We start from the raw sequence: 16,880 nt of genomic DNA on the forward strand, positions 1-16,880 counted from the left end.
GAATACCATCATGAAAAAGATATCTGTTTATTTAGTCGCTTTATTTGTGCTATTTAGTGTAATGCCTGTTAATTCAGCATTTGCTGCCAGAGTTAAACCCCCAAAAAATCCTGTAACGGTCACAGAACCAGTAGCGACAGAACCAGTAGCGACAGAACCAGTTGTGACGGAACCAGTTGTGACAGAACCAGTTGTGACAGAACCAGTTGTGACAGAACCAGTTGTGACAGAACCAGTTGTGACAGAACCAGTTGTGACAGAACCAGTTGTGACAGAACCAGTTGTGACAGAACCAGTAGTCACACCACCACCCGCAACACCCGCAACACCAGTGGATCAGGGACTCAGCGTTAAAGACTTTGGGGCAAAAGGGGATGGCGTTACTGATGATACAGTTGCTATTCAAAATGCCATTAACGAAGCAAGCAATAAAAAGGTTACATTAACAATCCCTGCTTCAGCAAGCTCATATGTTGTCACTGGTCGATTGGAGATCAAAGAAAATACCAGAATCAGTGGTTATGGAGCCACCTTGTATATGGCGCCGAAGCTAGAATCAGTTACTAATATTTTGTGGTCAGATCCTTCCGTATACATCTCAAACGTTACCATTGAAGGGTTGACATTGCAATCTCAAAACACCATTGCCGGAACCGATTATTACGCCAACAGCATGATCAGTAATGTTCAAGGTATGTATTTCCAGGGGGTCAGTAACCTGACCATAAAAGATGTATCGATGGACAGTATGTATGTGGGGCTGAAAATGGGTCAATCCGGAAGTCTCCGGAATCAGGGAATTTCTGTCAGCAATCTGAGAATTGATAATTCCGGGATGCCGATTCAAATTTCAGGAACCAATGATTTTACGATGGTGGACAGTATCTTGAATTCCAGCGATGGCGGAACCAAATGGCTGCACTCAGCATATATCCGTGGCGACAACAGCAATTTCTACTTTAGAAATGTCGAGTTTAACAATGCATCTGGCGGGGGAATTGCCGTAGCTGGTAATGAAAAATACCCGACTGCACCTGATCATATCGTATTTGAAAATTGTCGTGTCAAGAACAGCGTCGTCGGGATGCACATCAATACCGGGGCAAATAACGTTACGATCAGAGGATTAACCATCGAAGGCAGCAGCTTGGGATTCAAAATTGCGGATGCCAATAATCTCAGCATAAATGATGTGAATATAAGTGGCTCAATCCCATCAACCACCGATATTGGAGCATTCAGCATCGGTAACAGCTATCAGTCAAATATTGCTAATGTCACCGTTGATTCAACCGGGATGACCGGTGCACTGCTCTGGTTTATCGGCGAAGTGAAGGATACCAATATCTCTGGCATGAACGTTACAAACGTCAATATGATTCCGTTAATCAGTGCCAACAGTGCCTCCAAGACAACCAATGTAGTTGTTGAAAATTCAAGCTTTAAATACAACAACATTGACAAATACGGCATTAGTTTCCGAGGTGTGGGTTCACAGGCGATCATTAGAAATAATACCTTTACAAATAGTGGGACTACTTATTCATATTTGATTTATAACCCAGAAGGAACAAATGTGCAAGTATCTGATAATTCTTACAGTGGATTTAAGAGATTGAATTCCAGCTCAGATTTCTCAATCGCCACCAATAATTTTAACCTGCTGACAGCAAAAGTTGATTAATAGATTATAAAACGAGATAGTGTTTATAGACTGATAATAATTCAATAAAGCAATCTACTCAAAGCCTTGCTCTTTTGAACAAGGCTTTATTTTATAAATTGTAGTAGCAGTGCTTGAACGAGCAAATCCACGATAAAGGCAAACCAACTGAAAAGCTGGGACGCAAAGCCAAGGGCCTTAACGAAAAGAAAGGCAGCCGGTTACCGAAAGGAGCAGTAAGCAATGAATTTGAAAAGGGAAAGCAAGACAACGAAAATTATCGCAAGCTTAGTGATGTTGTTATTGTTATTTGGGACGTTTTTTTCGGCAAATGTTTTTGCTGTAGAATTAGAAAATGCAGCTACTGATACGATTGGAGTCGCTTATCGGACCCATATCCAGAATGAGGGCTGGGCCCAGGGGTGGATGAGCAATGGTCAGCTTTCGGGTTCTGAAGGAAAAAGCTATCGATTAGAAGGCATTGAGATCAAACTGACAGGAGCTGTTCCAGCAGGATTAGGGATCGAATATCGAACCCATGTTCAAAATAAGGGTTGGGAACAGAAATGGGTTAGCAACGGAGGATTTTCAGGATCAGAAGGTGAGAGTCTGCGGTTGGAAGGAATTCAGATTAGGTTAACTGGCGAACATGCAGCAGAGTATTCAGTTAAATACCGAACCCATATCCAGAATGAAGGTTGGATCCAAGGTTGGGTATCGGATGGAGCGATGTCTGGTTCGGAAGGAAAAAGTCTTCGTTTGGAAGCGATCGAAATCAAGATTGAAAAGCAGTCAGCTCGAGCAACTAGCGAGCCTGCAAGTGTAGTTACCGCACCAGTAGTGACACCACAAACAACAGCGCCAGTTAATGGGGCCATCAGTGTCAAGGATTTTGGGGCAAAAGGAGATGGTGTTACCAATGATACCGCAGCGATTCAAAATGCGATTAACGAGGCAAGCAGTAAAAAGGTCACCTTAACAATCCCTGCTTCAGCAAGCTCATATGTCGTCACTGGTCGATTGGAGATCAAAGAAAATACCAGAATCAGTGGTTATGGTGCCACCTTATACATGGCGCCACAGCCGTCAGCCGTAGCAAATATTTTATGGTCAAATCCGGCTTCATACATTTCAAACGTAACCATCGAAGGGTTGAGTCTGAAATCCCAGAACACCATCACCGGAACCGATTATTACGCCAACAGCATGATCAGTAATGTTCAAGGTATGTATTTCCAGGGGGTCAGTAACCTGACCATTAAAGATGTATCGATGGACAGTATGTATGTGGGCCTGAAAATGGGTCAATCCGGAAGCAGCCGTAATCAGGGAATTTCTGTCAGCAATCTGAGAATTGATAATTCCGGGATGCCGATTCAAATTTCAGGAACCAATGATTTTACGATGGTGGACAGTATCTTGAATTCCAGCGATGGCGGAACCAAATGGCTGCACTCAGCATATATCCGTGGCGACAACAGCAATTTCTACTTTAGAAATGTCGAGTTTAACAATGCATCTGGCGGGGGAATTGCCGTAGCTGGTAATGAAAAATACCTGACTGCACCTGATCATATCGTATTTGAAAACTGCCGTGTCAAGAACAGTGTCGTCGGGATGCACATCAATACCGGGGCCAATAATGTCACAGTCAAAGGTTTAACCATCACTGGCAGTGGCCTGGGCTTTAAAATTGCTGATGCCAACAACCTGAGCATCAGCGATGTTAACATCAGTGGTGCCAAGCCATCAACCACCGATATTGGGGCATTCAGCATCGGCAACAGCTATCAGTCAAATATTGCTAATGTCACCGTTGATTCAACCGGGATGACCGGTGCACTGCTCTGGTTTATCGGCGAAGTGAAGGATACCAATATCTCTGGCATGAACGTTGCAAACGTCAATAAGATTCCGTTAATCAGTGCCAACAGCGTCTCCAAGACAACCAATGTAGTGGTAGAAAACTCCAGCTTCCAGTATATCAGTATTGACAAATATGGCATCGGATTTAGAGGTGTGGGATCACAGGCCGTGCTTCGCAACAATACCTTTACCAACAGCGGCGCATCCTATGCTTACCTGATTTATAATCCGGAAGGAACCCAGATTCAAGTTTCCAATAATTCTTACAGAGGATTCCAGCGACTGAATTCCAGTTCGGATTTTTCAGTGGCTACCAATAATTTTAATCTGCTGACAGCAAAGGTTGATTAAGAAAAAAGAATAATTGGAATTATTTCTGAAACAAAATAAAAGATCAAGAAAAAATAAGCCGTGCTTTTGCAGGGCTTATTTTTTTGCTGCAAAAGGATAAAAAAGAAAAACTGGTTTTTCGGAATGAATATTCATTAAAATAGTGGTAAGTTACGGCTGAAAGGGGTAAAATACATACAATGGAATATGAATAAGTTTTGAGAAAAAGGCGGAGTAAAAATGAAAATACTAATTACTGGTGTTGCAGGCTTCATTGGTTTTCATTTAGCTAGTTCATTGCTTGGCGAGAATCATCAAATAGTTGGAATTGACAATCTTAATGATTATTACGAACAATCCTTAAAAGAAGATCGTTTGGTTATCTTGAAAAATCATTGCAAGTTTAGTTTCTATCAAGTGGATTTAAAAAATAAAGCTGCAGTTGATCAAGTTTTCGAAACCCATCGACCCGACTATGTGGTTAATCTGGCTGCGCAAGCTGGCGTCCGTTATTCAATCACTAACCCTTATGCCTATCTGGATTCCAACCTTGTGGGATTTATGAATATCCTTGAAGCATGTCGCAATTATCCAGTGGAGCATCTTCTTTATGCCTCATCAAGCTCAGTGTATGGTGGAAATAAACAGGTGCCATTTTCGACTAATCACAATGTCGATCATCCGGTTTCCCTGTATGCTGCAACTAAAAAAGCTAATGAACTGATGGCCCATACCTATAGCCATCTGTTCAATATCCCAACAACCGGTTTAAGGTTTTTCACGGTTTATGGACCATATGGAAGGCCGGATATGGCATACTTTTCTTTCGTGCAGGATATTTTAGCCGGAAAACCGATTAAGGTATTTAATCACGGCAAAATGAAACGTGATTTTACTTATATCGATGATATAGTCGCATGTATCAGCAAGTTGATTGATAAAATTCCCACTGCCAATAAGAATTGGGATGAAAGGGAAAATGATTTAAGCTCAAGTTTTGCCCCATACAAGATTTATAATATCGGGAATAATCGCCCCGTTGAGCTAATGCGTTTCATTACAATTCTGGAAGATCAGTTGGGGATCAAAGCGGAAAAAATATACATGGATATGCAGCCAGGTGATGTATTAATTACCTATGCCGATATCAGTGATCTTGAAAAAGATATCGGTTTTCGACCTGTTACGAGTATTGAAGAGGGTTTAGCTAAGTTTGTCAAATGGTTTAAAGAATATTATAAGATTGATCAATAAATCGATAACGACGGGGGAAAAGAAAATGAAGATAACAATCGCCGGTACCGGATATGTGGGTTTGTCGAACGCCATTTTATTGGCACAGAATAATGAGGTTATTGCACTTGATATTTTAAAAGAAAAAGTCGAGAAGATCAATAATAAAAAATCGCCAATTATTGATGATGAAATTGAAGAATATTTAAAAACCAAACAACTGAACTTGCGGGCAACAACAGATAATTATGAAGCGTTCATAGATGCGGAGTATGTAATCATTTCGACACCGACAAACTATGATCCGGAAAAAAATCATTTTAATACCAGAACTGTGGAAGCGGTAATTGCCAATGTTTTGGCGATCAACCCTGACGCAGTAATGATCATAAAATCAACCATACCGGTCGGATATACAGAGGCTATAAAGGAAAAGTTTGAAGCGGAAAACATTATCTTTTCACCGGAATTTTTAAGAGAAGGACATGCGCTGTATGACAATCTTTACCCCTCAAGAATTGTTGTCGGTGAGCAGTCAGAACGGGCCCGCGTTTTTGCTGAATTGCTGGCCCAGGGGGCTTTAAAAAAGGATATTCAAATTCTTTATACAAATTCAACTGAGGCTGAAGCGATAAAACTTTTTGCAAATACCTATTTAGCATTACGGGTTGCATATTTTAATGAATTGGATTCGTATGCCGAGGTAAGAGGTCTTAATACGTATGATATTATTCAGGGGGTATGTTTGGATCCGCGAATTGGCAATTATTACAACAATCCATCTTTTGGTTATGGTGGTTACTGTCTGCCAAAAGACACCAAGCAATTACTCGCAAATTATGCTGATATTCCCCAGAACATTATGTCGGCAATTGTGGACGCCAATCGCACCAGAAAAGACCATATCGCAGATATGATCATAAAAAGAAAACCGAAAATAGTGGGGATTTATCGGTTGACAATGAAGACAAACTCTGACAATTTTCGGGAATCGGCGATTCAAGGCGTGATGAAGCGTATTAAGGCAAAGGGGATTGAGGTGGTTGTCTATGAACCTTCCCTTGAAGAAAGTGACTTCTTCAATTCCAGAGTGATAAAAGATCTTAATGAGTTTAAAGAAATAGCTGATGTAATTGTGACGAATCGTCTGTCAGAAGAAATAAAAGATGTTGTTGATAAGGTATATACCAGGGATTTGTTCAGTCGGGATTAACAAAAAGGATCGCTTAACAGACTATCCAGCGAAAGGATTATAAAGAGTGTGATTATGATTGATACACATATACATATGGTACCTGGTGTTGACGATGGGGCTAAAGATCTGGAAATGGCGATTCAGATGATGCAGTTGGCAATGAATGAAGGTGTTAATGAAATGATCGTGACACCGCATTTTAATTTGCCAACTTACCATAATCAAAATGTGGATGAGCAGTACCAATTGCTGATAGATTATATCGAGCGAGAGAACATTGATTTTAAACTACATTTGGGTAATGAAATATATCTAAGCGAAGAAACCATGGCAGGGATCAAGCGGGGACTCGCCCATACGATGGGAAACAGCCGGTTTTTGCTTGTGGAATTACCCTTATACCATTACTACCCGTTTCATGAATCCATGCTTTTCGAATTACAGGAAAGTGGCTATAAGGTTGTCCTGGCCCATGTTGAGCGATATGAGGTTTTCGCAAGACGACCAGAAAAGCTGGCAGCTTTAAACGAACGGGGAATTTATTCCCAAATCACATCACAATATATTATGGATGGAAAAACAAGAAGAAAGGCCCTAAAATGGATTGAAAGTGGTTTGGTTTATATTATAGCATCCGATGGACATGATTTAGTCAAGCGTCCACCGGTCATGAAACGGGCATATGAAATTGTCGTAAAAGTGTTTGGTGAAGAATGCGGACAAATGCTTTTTTATGAAAATCCCGGGATGATGATCAGAGATCGAGAACTGATGGTGCCTGTGCTGAAAAAGAAACGGTTTGGATTTCACCGTCAGTAGTATAATATTTCTGAATTCAGTAAAAAGCTTAGCAAAAATTGTCAAAATTATTCTGTCAAAAAGTGAGGTAGTCGATGGAAACGAAACTAAGCAGGCAGTTGTTTTTAATTGCAGCAGACATATTGGCAGTGAACGCTGCATTCTTGTTTACATTATTTTTGCATTTTGAAGGAGACATTCCTTCAGAAGTAATTAGTATTTATTTAAGCAGTGTTTTTATCTTAACGGTCGGAAAGCTGCTAATTTATCGATTCTTCGATTTATATAACAGTTTATGGTCTTATGCTTCGGTGGAAGAGTTGATTAAGATTTTGCTGGCGGTGATCGTCGCCAACGTGTTTGGAACGGCTTATCTTTTCTATATGGGCGAAAGACTATATTTTGGTATTTATCTAACCAGTATGCTTTTTGAAATTGCATTTGTCAGCAGTGGCCGTTTTAGCTATCGCTTGGTGCGAAGTTTAAAAAACCGAAAAATCTTTATGAAGCAGGATGTCCAGAAGAAAATATTGATCATTGGAAGTGGTGCGACGGCGACATTGATTGCCACAGAAATTAAGAATCATGCATTAAGCTACGGACAAGTTGTGGGATTTATTGATGAAGATGCCAAAAAATTAAATAAAACAATTGCTGGCGTTAAGGTTCTGGGTAATAACTATGATATTGGCAGTATTGTTCATAAGTTCAATATCAATGAAATTATTATTGCAACACCAACAGCAGATCCAACGACACTCCGAATGATCATCAGTGAATGTAAACGTACGCCTGCCAAGGTACGAATTGTTCCGGGAATTCGTGAAATGATTGATGGTCAGGTCTCGTTAAGTAAAATTCGAGATGTCGAGATTGAGGATTTGCTTGGCAGAGAAACGGTAAATCTTAATATCAGAGAAGTTGTCAGTTATCTTGAAGGCAAAATTATTATGGTAACGGGTGGTGGCGGTTCGATCGGTTCTGAATTATGCAGACAGATTGCCAGATTCAATCCGGGGAAATTGATTATTCTGGATAATTATGAGAATAATGCCTATGAAATACAAAATGAACTGATTAATGATTACGAAAATAAAATCAATCTGGATGTGATTATTGCTTCGGTAAGAGATCGGGATGATGTTTTTGCGATTATTGAAGCCTACCATCCCGATGTTATCTTTCATGCGGCAGCACACAAACATGTACCCTTAATGGAGCGTTCGCCCTGGGAAGCGATTAAAAATAATGTCTTTGGAACAAAAAATGTTGCGGAAGCGGCCCATGAGTTTGGGGTAGATCGCTTTGTTATGGTTTCGACAGACAAAGCCGTTAACCCGACCAATATAATGGGTGCCAGTAAACGGATCTGTGAAATGATTATTCAAGGTTTAGCCAGGCAAAGTAAAACAAAGTTTACGGCTGTTCGCTTTGGTAACGTCCTCGGTAGCAATGGTTCAGTAGTTCCCCTATTTAAGAAACAGATTAAAGAAGGCGGTCCGGTTACTGTAACGCATAAAGAAATTATCCGATACTTTATGACCATCCCGGAAGCGGCGCAACTCGTAATTCAATCGGGTGCGATTGCAAAAGGCGGAGAGATATTTGTGCTTGATATGGGGCAACCTGTAAAAATATTTGATCTGGCAGTCGACCTGATTAAACTCTCGGGATTAAAGCTGAATGAAGACATCGAAATAGAAATCATTGGATTGCGACCAGGAGAAAAACTCTATGAAGAACTATTAATGGATGAAGAGGGGCTGAAAGAGACCTGCTTCGAAAAAATTAGAGTGGGTAAGCCGGGAGATATTGACTACACATTACTTAAGAAGTCACTTGAAGAGTTAAGACCCTATCTAAAAGCATCGAATAAAAAAGCGCTGATCAGTATGGTGAAAAATATTGTTCCTACCTACAAAGACAGTGACGAGGTTAATAACAATGGTAATTATCTGAAATAGATAAAGCGTTGTTCGATCAGCGATTGCAAGCTATTTGGGTTCAGGCAAGTTTAACTGAGAAAGGAATCAAACGCCATGAAAAATAAAAAATTGGTTATAATTCTATTGAGTGTTCTATTTCTGGTAATTATGGCCAGCCTGCTCATATTTGCTCGTGCAAACAATGGATCCTTGTTTTCGGCCAATACTCAAAATGCAGACACAGATACTGAAGCGGATGCAGGATCGATTGAGGATGTTTTGAATCAGAACAACGAAGATTTGCTTGAACTGACAGATACGAGAAAAACGGTTATCTTTGCAATTTATGGAACTGATGAGCGATCTGATGAAACCGGACGAAGTGATATTATCATGGTTGTGATGTACGATCCAACACAACAAAAAATGGTCATGGCTTCGTTACCAAGAGATTTGCGGGTTAATATTCCCGGTTATGGTTTGGATAAAATTAATCATGCCTTTGCTTATGGTGGCAGAGAATTGAGCAATCAGACCATTGAGGAGTTGCTGGGCATAAAACTGGACTTTTCAGTGAAATTGGATTTTGATACATTTGCCAAAATCATCAACGATGCTGGGGGCGTCGAAGTCACCGCACAAAAGGATTTCTATAAAAATGAAAATCAATTAGTTATCAGTCAGGGTGAGCAAGTTTTAAACGGTAAAAATGCATTATTTTATGTCAGATTTCGCAGTGATAGCGACGGCGACTATGGCCGGATCGCCAGACAGCAGGAAGTGGTTAAGTCATTAATGAAGAAACTGTCAACGATGAGTCTGAAAAAAAAGCTGCAATTGATTGAAACCTACTATAATAATGGTGTTGAGACTGATGTTAATGTTTCGAAGCTTAAAGAGTATCTCAATATGAGCGGCGGGGACACAAATCTGAGTTTTGAAAATTATCGATTAAAAACATATTCCGAAATTATTGATGGGTTATGGTATGAATTGTACAGTCAGGAAGATCTGGATACAATCAAAAACCTGTTTAAAGTTAATGAAGATATTAATCAGGAAAACTGGAAATAGAAACTGTAAAACATACCTGGTCTTTAAGAAAGGAGAACAGCATGGAAACAACAAAGGAAGTCAATTTTAAAGAGCTTTTAGAGATTATTATTAAAAAATGGTGGCTCATTCTGTTGCTGACCATTGTCGGTTTCGGGTCAGCTTATCTTTACACAGTAAAATATGTAACCCCGATCTATGAAGCAAATACAGTTTTGTACATTGGTCAGGAGGGCGGTAGTTTGGGGTCAATAGATGTATCATTAGGCCAATTAAATGCTAATAGTCAACTACTTGTTGATTACAAGCAAATTGCCTCCACCCGATTGGTAATAAATGAGGTAATAAAAAACTTGGGATTGACTATTTCTTACGATGAATTTAAAGATAACGTTATTATTCAGAGTGTTTCCGATTCCCGTCTTTTCACAGTTGGGTTTAGAAACTCGGATCCCCAAGTTGCCAAACAGATTGCCGATGAACTGGCTAAACAATTGACGGTGGCGGTATTACAAATTGTCGGCGTAGAGAATATCAGAATTCTGGATCAGGCGCTGGTACCGCAGGCACCTATTTCGCCTAATGTTCTTCTTAATGCCGTTATTGGCGGTTTATTGGGATTCTTCATTTCATTATTTGTAATTATTTTGATGTTTCTGATGAATGATACGATTAGAAATGATGAAGACATTGAAAATTTGATTGGCGTGTCAGTTTTAGGGGATATCCCAGAATTTAAAGGGGAGGCTCGGTAATATGGATTCACAAAATTTAATCACACTAAGCGACCCCACATCATTTATAACTGAAAGTTATAAATTATTGCGGACAAATTTGAATTTTAAAAATTTGAATAATCGTTATCAGGTGATGCTGGTAACGAGTGCTGGTAAAGAAGAAGGGAAAAGTACCACCATTTCAAACCTGGCGGTAACATTTGCCCAGGCCGATAAACGGGTGTTACTAATCGACGCTGATTTACGGTTACCTCAGATCAGTACCATTTTTAATATTAATAAGAGAAAGAATGGTTTATCCAATATGTTGGTGGATGAATTACCGCTGGAGTCCCTTGTAAATAAAATAGAAAAACTTGAAAAATTGGAAATTTTAACCGCTGGAAACAAACATGTTTCACCGACCGAACTGCTGAATTCAGAAGCATTTGGAACATTCATTAAAAAATGTCGAGAAGAATACGATGTTATTCTTATTGATACCCCACCTGTGTTAAGTTTTGCCGACGCAAGTATTATTTCAAATGTTGTCGATGGGGTTTTGTTGGTAATTGCCGCCCACTCCACAAAAAAAGCAACAATTATTGAAGCAAAAAAAAATCTCGACAAGGTTGGGGCAGCTGTCATTGGTGTTATCCTGACTAAAGTGAAATTCAAGAAAAACGCAAATTACTACCGCTATAATGCTGACAAAGCGAAGTGAACACCGAATTTTAAATCATCGTTAACAAAAAATAATTCAGGAAGTTGGAACAATAAGGAGGTGTCATCTGACACCTCCTTATTGTTCCCGAAGAATTGATGTAAACAGGGTTTAAAGTTGACGATCACTCAAAATATAAGCGGAATTGATTGATCACCGGAGTGCTTTTTTATATGCTTAAAAAACTGCCGATACCCTTCGCATAAATAGTTTTTGCCTTTTTGATTGTCTCTTGATAAAAGAAACCGATCTTTCGGACAGCCCCCAAAACAAAGTCGGATATGATCACAATCCAGGCATTCGTCAGGCAGTCCTAAGGTTTTGTGCATACCAAAGGAGCGATTTTTCTCCATTAAGTCTGCTAGTGGCGTTTCAAGAATATTGCCAAGCTTATACGCTTCAAAAGCATAACGGTCGCAGCAAAAAAGATCCCCATTCATTTCCAGAACGCCAGCGTGGCCGCAAAGCGCTTCATGAACGCAGACACCAGCAGGGTGATTATTTAAATTAGCCAGCGTCGATTCAATAATCTGGACATATTTTTCCCCCAAATCCAATTTTCTCCACAAATCAAAAACTGTGCAGAGAAAGGTGCCATAGTCTTTGGCGGTGACCGAAAAATCTGTTACTGGATGCATCATGGAGGGGGAATGGAGTCCAGCGGGCATGGCAAACCGCTGTCCGGAGGCGTTTTCATAGCTGGCTGGCAAACATTCGACGACTGGCAAAAATTGCATATAGTCAGTGAGCTCTCGAAGAAACAGATAAACGTCCTCGGGATGGTGCGAATTAATGGCATTGACAGTTGTCAGTGTATTATAAGCGACACCGTGTTTTTGAAGCAGTTTGATACCAGCCATGGTCTGTTCAAACGTGTTGCCGAAACGATTTTTTCGATAACGGTTATGAAGATCAGCATGACCGTCGATACTGACACCAATCAGAAAATGATTGGCCGCAAAAAACGCGCACCAGGCATCCGTCAGCAAGGTAGCATTTGTTTGGAGGGTGTTGCGGATGATTCGGCCAGGGCCATATTGGTTTTGGTAATTCAATGCTTGTATGTAAAAATCAAGGGGAGCCAGGGTTGGTTCACCACCGTGCCAGGCAAACTCGACAACTGCGTTGTTCCCATGAATGGCGAAATTCTGACGGATATACGCCTTAAGCACTACATCTGACATAAGTTTTGTTTGTTGAGCCATCAGATCCTGCTTTTCCAGGTAATAACAATAGCGGCAGCTAAGATTACAGGATGCGCCAATGGGTTTGGCCATGATGGCATAAGTCCTGGAATCCGGGGGATATCGTTTTTTCATGACCATCAATTCGGAGTTTTGTTGATCTGAGCAATGACAGCGGTGGCTTCACTGCCATCATCAACACCGATCTCTGCTGTGATCAGGGTATTAAGCTGATTATTCAGTTCCATAATCAGAGCAGCATTAGTGTCTTGGTCTGCGGCCAGGTTGACTAATTCATCGGGGTCTTTTTCCAGATCAAACAGCTGAACATCATTATTGGCATACAATGCTTCCATGGTTGTTGGTAGATTGAAATTGAGTGGTGAAAAATAGCGGGCAAATTTGTATTTTTCAGTGGTTATTCCACGGACAAAGCCACGTTTGGAATAGTCAATCGTATAGCTGGTGACACCGGTTGTTGGGTCAGTGGTTTGCATCATATCGCTGTCGATCATTGAGATCATTTCGTAGGCAAATAAAGCTCCCGTTCTTATTTTTGTTTGGCTGCCATCAAGCAGATCCATCATACTGCTGCCGGGAAGCCCAGCAGAAAGCTCGGCTTTTTTAGTATCTGACAGATTGGTCATATCAATGAAGGTGGGTGCCAGGTCGAGGTGGCTGGTTACCGCATCAATGGTATTGCCTCCTTCATATTCAGGGTGCACGATAATCAGGGGAACGTGGATGTTGTTTTCGTATATAAAACCGCCTTTTCCCCGGAGTCCATTGGCTCCCTGCATATCACCGTGGTCGCTGGTAAAGACGATGATGGTATTATCCAGCATTTCCAGATTGGATAGTTCAGATAAAATATTATAGAGCTGGCCATCATTGTCCTGAATACAATTATAATAATAATCCTGGAAATTTTCCCAACGGCTGGCCTCGGCGGGAATTTCGCCCACCCGACGGTTCCATAAATCAAAATATTCCAATTCAGCCGGGACTCTGCCAGGAGCATCAATAGCCTGAGACCAGCTAGACGGAATTTCCGCCTTGGGGTAACTGGTTTCATAAATTGTATTAACCGGAGCTCCGGCAATAGCAAAGGTTGTTTGGCCAGTGTCCTGTACGGCGACACCGTCTGAATCAGTGTTATAATACATAATATCGTGGGGATTCACGAGATTGACGGCCAGGAAGAAGGACTGTCCGGAGGCATTGGTAGCCGATCCTTTTGAGCGCAGCCAGCTGACCGTATCTCCAGCAATGTTGCTATCTTGTATATAGCCCTGCTGAAGCTGTCCAACAATATCACCCTGGGCATTCCAGTCAGAAAACCCGTAGCCCAGCAGCCCATTCTGCTCCTGCATGGCGGGTTGGCTGGTATCATCAAAAACACTGGTGTCGCCCATGTGCCACTTGCCTTTAAATGCCGAGTAGTATCCAGCTGAGAGCATCCGGTCACCGACCGTGGTGAGATTTTCAGAAATCGGCTCCTGCCAGGGTGATTCAGTATTGTCAATCATCAGCGTATCCGTGATGTGGGTGCCAGTGTAAATGACAGATCGGGATGAGGTGGAGACATTGCTGCAGGTATAATGTTTTTCAAAGGTAGTTCCCATTCTTTTTAGCAGTTCCCGGGCTTTGTAATTGGTGCCAGCCGGGAATTCATCAAAATAATGCTCCTGATCGACTGTTACAAAGACAATGTTATAATTGCCATCGTTATTAGGCTGGGCATCGAGATGAGCGATTCTTTGATCAATGGGCTGGTTGCCCGTGTTTTGTGCGCAGCTTGAGACACCCAGCAACGAGGTTGCCAGTGTGAGACCTAATGCTGCTTTTTTAATGTTCATTTAAAGACCTCCTGATCTATAATTTTGAGTATCCGACTTAGCCAACAGTAAAAGGATAATTAATTTGTGTGTAGTGCCCAGTCAATGATTGCTGTTAACCCCAATATACCCAGACGAATCCGTGATAATCATCTCATCATGGAAAGCAAACAGCTTTGCTGATATTAAGAAAGAATATTCGGGTTTAGTGGGGAATGGTTGTTTTTTAAATCAAAAAGAACAATCACAGTGGCAACGTATCTGGATACATTTAAGAATATGATATTATTTTGCAAAAAGACTGGATAAAAAATGATAAAAAGGATATAATAAAGTGGCTTATGATAGAGGTTCTTTGTCAGTGATCTGATAAAGGCCTCTTCTTTACGGAACGGCAACAAAATGATGAAATACAAATTTGCAGATTAATGCGGCGATTGCACAAAAAACTGGCACCTGCTACTGGAAGCGAGTAAAATCAGGTAGTTTTAAAAAGTCACAATGAGATTATTTTACAGGGGTTGCCAATTAAATCAATGGAGGATTATAAAAAATGATAACAGTATCAGAACTAAGCTTAAATTTTAGCGGAACAAATCTTTTTTCCAATGTAAATATAAAGTTTACCCCGGGGAATTGTTATGGGGTCATTGGAGCGAACGGGGCTGGAAAAACCACTTTTTTGAAAATTTTATCAGGCGAAATTGAACCATCCACCGGGAATGTCTTTATCCCCGAGCACATGCGGATGTCGGTCTTAAAGCAGGATCATTATGCTTATGATGCGTATTCAGTTTTGGATACCATCATGATGGGGAATCAACGTTTGTATTCGGTTATGAAAGAAAAAGATGCCCTGTATATGAAAGAAGATTTTTCTGATGAGGACGGTATCCGGGCTGGCGAACTGGAAGGTGAATTTGCCGAAATGGGCGGTTGGGAAGCCGAATCCGATGCGTCCCGTATCATTCAGGGGCTTGGTCTGGGGGTCGAAATTCTTGATGCCAATATGGACAGCCTGACTGGTAACGAAAAGGTCAAGGTTTTACTGGCCCAGGCCTTGTTTGGCAAGCCGGAAATCATCTTACTGGATGAGCCCACTAACCATTTGGATATTCAGGCCGTCGAATGGCTGGAAGAATTTTTGATGGATTATGAGGGAACGGTTATTGTGGTATCCCATGACCGTTATTTCTTAAATAACGTCTGTACCCATATCGTCGATATCGACTTCGGTAAGATTAAGGTTTATGTCGGAAATTATGATTTCTGGTATGAGTCCAGTCAGTTGATTCAGCGCCTAATCAAAGATCAGAACAAGAAAAATGAAGATAAGGCCAAAGAGCTCCAGAACTTTATCGCCCGGTTCTCAGCCAATAAATCCAAATCCAAACAGGCCACATCCCGTAAGAAAATGTTGGATAAACTGAATATTGAAGACATGCCGTCTTCATCCCGAAAATATCCCTGGGTTGGCTTCCAGATTGATCGGGAACCCGGTAAAGAAATTTTAACGGTTGAGCATTTATCAAAAACCATCGATGGCGTCAAAGTTCTTAATAACGTCAGTTTTCGGGTTAACAAAGAAGATAAGATCGCTTTTGTTGCTGACAACGAGATTGCCATGACGACCTTGTTTAAAATTCTGATGGAAGAAATTGAACCAGATGAAGGCAGTTTTAAATGGGGGGTCAGTACCACCCAGTCGTATTTCCCGAAAGATAACAGCGATTATTTTAATGGATGCACATTAAATATTTGTCAATGGCTACAGCAGTATACCGAAGAAATTACGGAAACCTATATCCGGGGTTTTCTGGGACGGATGCTTTTTTCTGGCGATGATATTTATAAAGAGGTTCAGGTTCTGTCTGGGGGCGAAAAGGTACGTTGTATGCTGTCCAAAATGATGATGTTTGGTTCAAACGTTTTAGTCCTGGATCAACCGACCAATCACCTGGATCTGGAATCCATTACCGCCGTTAATAATGGTCTGATTGATTTTAAAGGGATCTTACTTTTTGCCAGCCATGACCATCAGTTTATGCAAACCGTAGCGAATCGCATTATTGAAATCAGAGAAGAAGGCATCATTGATCGTCTCTCGACGTATGATGAATTCATTGAATACAAAAAAAGTCTGGCCTAGTATCATATCAAGCGCACTGCCAATGGTAAATTTACCCTTGGCAGTGCGTTTTTCTGTTTTATAATGATGTCATCTGATCCGAAAAAATAAAAGATTCAAATGATGTGGCTGGTCAGACGTCCGTAAAAAGTTGTGTGGAATTGTTGATTATTTAACGATTTGTGTATTAACTCACAACATAAAAATTTACAAAGTCATAAGATTAG

12 protein-coding genes and 1 riboswitch are annotated in these 16,880 nt (G+C 40.8%); of the genes, 10 read left to right on the top strand and 2 right to left on the bottom strand.

All coding sequences use genetic code 11. The annotated features are described in order from the left end of the window. Window positions 1-10 precede the first annotated feature (10 nt). The 9 genes from ACWI_RS18885 to ACWI_RS00335 all read left to right on the top strand — a co-directional run bounded on the left by ACWI_RS18885 (window position 11) and on the right by ACWI_RS00335 (window position 11,503). Window positions 11-1,684, top strand: a complete 1,674-nt coding sequence (locus ACWI_RS18885) for a glycosyl hydrolase family 28-related protein (RefSeq protein WP_070369447.1) — start codon at window positions 11-13, stop codon at window positions 1,682-1,684. Between the two features lie 127 nt (window positions 1,685-1,811). After that, window positions 1,812-1,892, top strand: a riboswitch (cyclic di-GMP riboswitch). A 14-nt stretch (window positions 1,893-1,906) separates the two neighbouring features. Then, window positions 1,907-3,880, top strand: coding sequence for a glycosyl hydrolase family 28-related protein (locus ACWI_RS00300; protein ID WP_070369448.1), 1,974 nt, complete (start codon window positions 1,907-1,909; stop codon window positions 3,878-3,880). Between the two features lie 219 nt (window positions 3,881-4,099). Further along, window positions 4,100-5,113 (top strand): NAD-dependent epimerase, encoded by a 1,014-nt coding sequence (locus tag ACWI_RS00305; RefSeq protein WP_070369449.1) that lies wholly within the window; start codon window positions 4,100-4,102, stop codon window positions 5,111-5,113. A gap of 25 nt (window positions 5,114-5,138) precedes the next feature. Then, window positions 5,139-6,305 carry a nucleotide sugar dehydrogenase gene (locus tag ACWI_RS00310; RefSeq protein ID WP_070369450.1) on the top strand — a complete coding sequence of 389 codons (1,167 nt, stop codon included), beginning with the start codon at window positions 5,139-5,141 and terminating at the stop codon, window positions 6,303-6,305. Between the two features lie 54 nt (window positions 6,306-6,359). Beyond that, window positions 6,360-7,106 (top strand): tyrosine-protein phosphatase, encoded by a 747-nt coding sequence (locus tag ACWI_RS00315; protein WP_070369451.1) that lies wholly within the window; start codon window positions 6,360-6,362, stop codon window positions 7,104-7,106. 74 nt (window positions 7,107-7,180) lie between these two features. Next, the gene (locus tag ACWI_RS00320; RefSeq protein WP_070369452.1) at window positions 7,181-9,049 is read left to right on the top strand and encodes a polysaccharide biosynthesis protein; all 1,869 of its coding nucleotides are present in this window, start codon (window positions 7,181-7,183) and stop codon (window positions 9,047-9,049) included. A gap of 75 nt (window positions 9,050-9,124) precedes the next feature. Next, window positions 9,125-10,084 (top strand): LCP family protein, encoded by a 960-nt coding sequence (locus tag ACWI_RS00325; protein ID WP_070369453.1) that lies wholly within the window; start codon window positions 9,125-9,127, stop codon window positions 10,082-10,084. A 41-nt stretch (window positions 10,085-10,125) separates the two neighbouring features. Beyond that, window positions 10,126-10,818, top strand: a complete 693-nt coding sequence (locus tag ACWI_RS00330; RefSeq protein WP_070369454.1) for a YveK family protein — start codon at window positions 10,126-10,128, stop codon at window positions 10,816-10,818. Between the two features lies 1 nt (window position 10,819). Further along, window positions 10,820-11,503, top strand: coding sequence for a CpsD/CapB family tyrosine-protein kinase (locus ACWI_RS00335; protein ID WP_070369455.1), 684 nt, complete (start codon window positions 10,820-10,822; stop codon window positions 11,501-11,503). Window positions 11,504-11,631: 128 nt separating this feature from the next. Here the strand turns inward: ACWI_RS00335 and ACWI_RS00340 are convergent, their stop codons facing one another. Continuing rightward, on the bottom strand, window positions 11,632-12,822 hold the full coding sequence (locus tag ACWI_RS00340) for an anaerobic sulfatase maturase (protein WP_175440867.1): 1,191 nt from the start codon (window positions 12,820-12,822) through the stop codon (window positions 11,632-11,634). Between the two features lie 5 nt (window positions 12,823-12,827). Further along, window positions 12,828-14,546: a sulfatase family protein gene (locus ACWI_RS00345; RefSeq protein ID WP_084633407.1), complete on the bottom strand. Its 1,719-nt coding sequence runs from the start codon at window positions 14,544-14,546 to the stop codon at window positions 12,828-12,830. A 532-nt stretch (window positions 14,547-15,078) separates the two neighbouring features. On the opposite strand from ACWI_RS00345, the gene ACWI_RS00350 reads away from it, so the two are divergent. Further along, window positions 15,079-16,674 (top strand): ABC-F family ATP-binding cassette domain-containing protein, encoded by a 1,596-nt coding sequence (locus ACWI_RS00350; protein WP_070369457.1) that lies wholly within the window; start codon window positions 15,079-15,081, stop codon window positions 16,672-16,674. Window positions 16,675-16,880: the final 206 nt, after the last annotated feature.

It is taken from the genome of Acetobacterium wieringae, from assembly GCF_001766835.1.
Classification (GTDB): Bacteria; Bacillota; Clostridia; order Eubacteriales; family Eubacteriaceae; genus Acetobacterium; species Acetobacterium wieringae.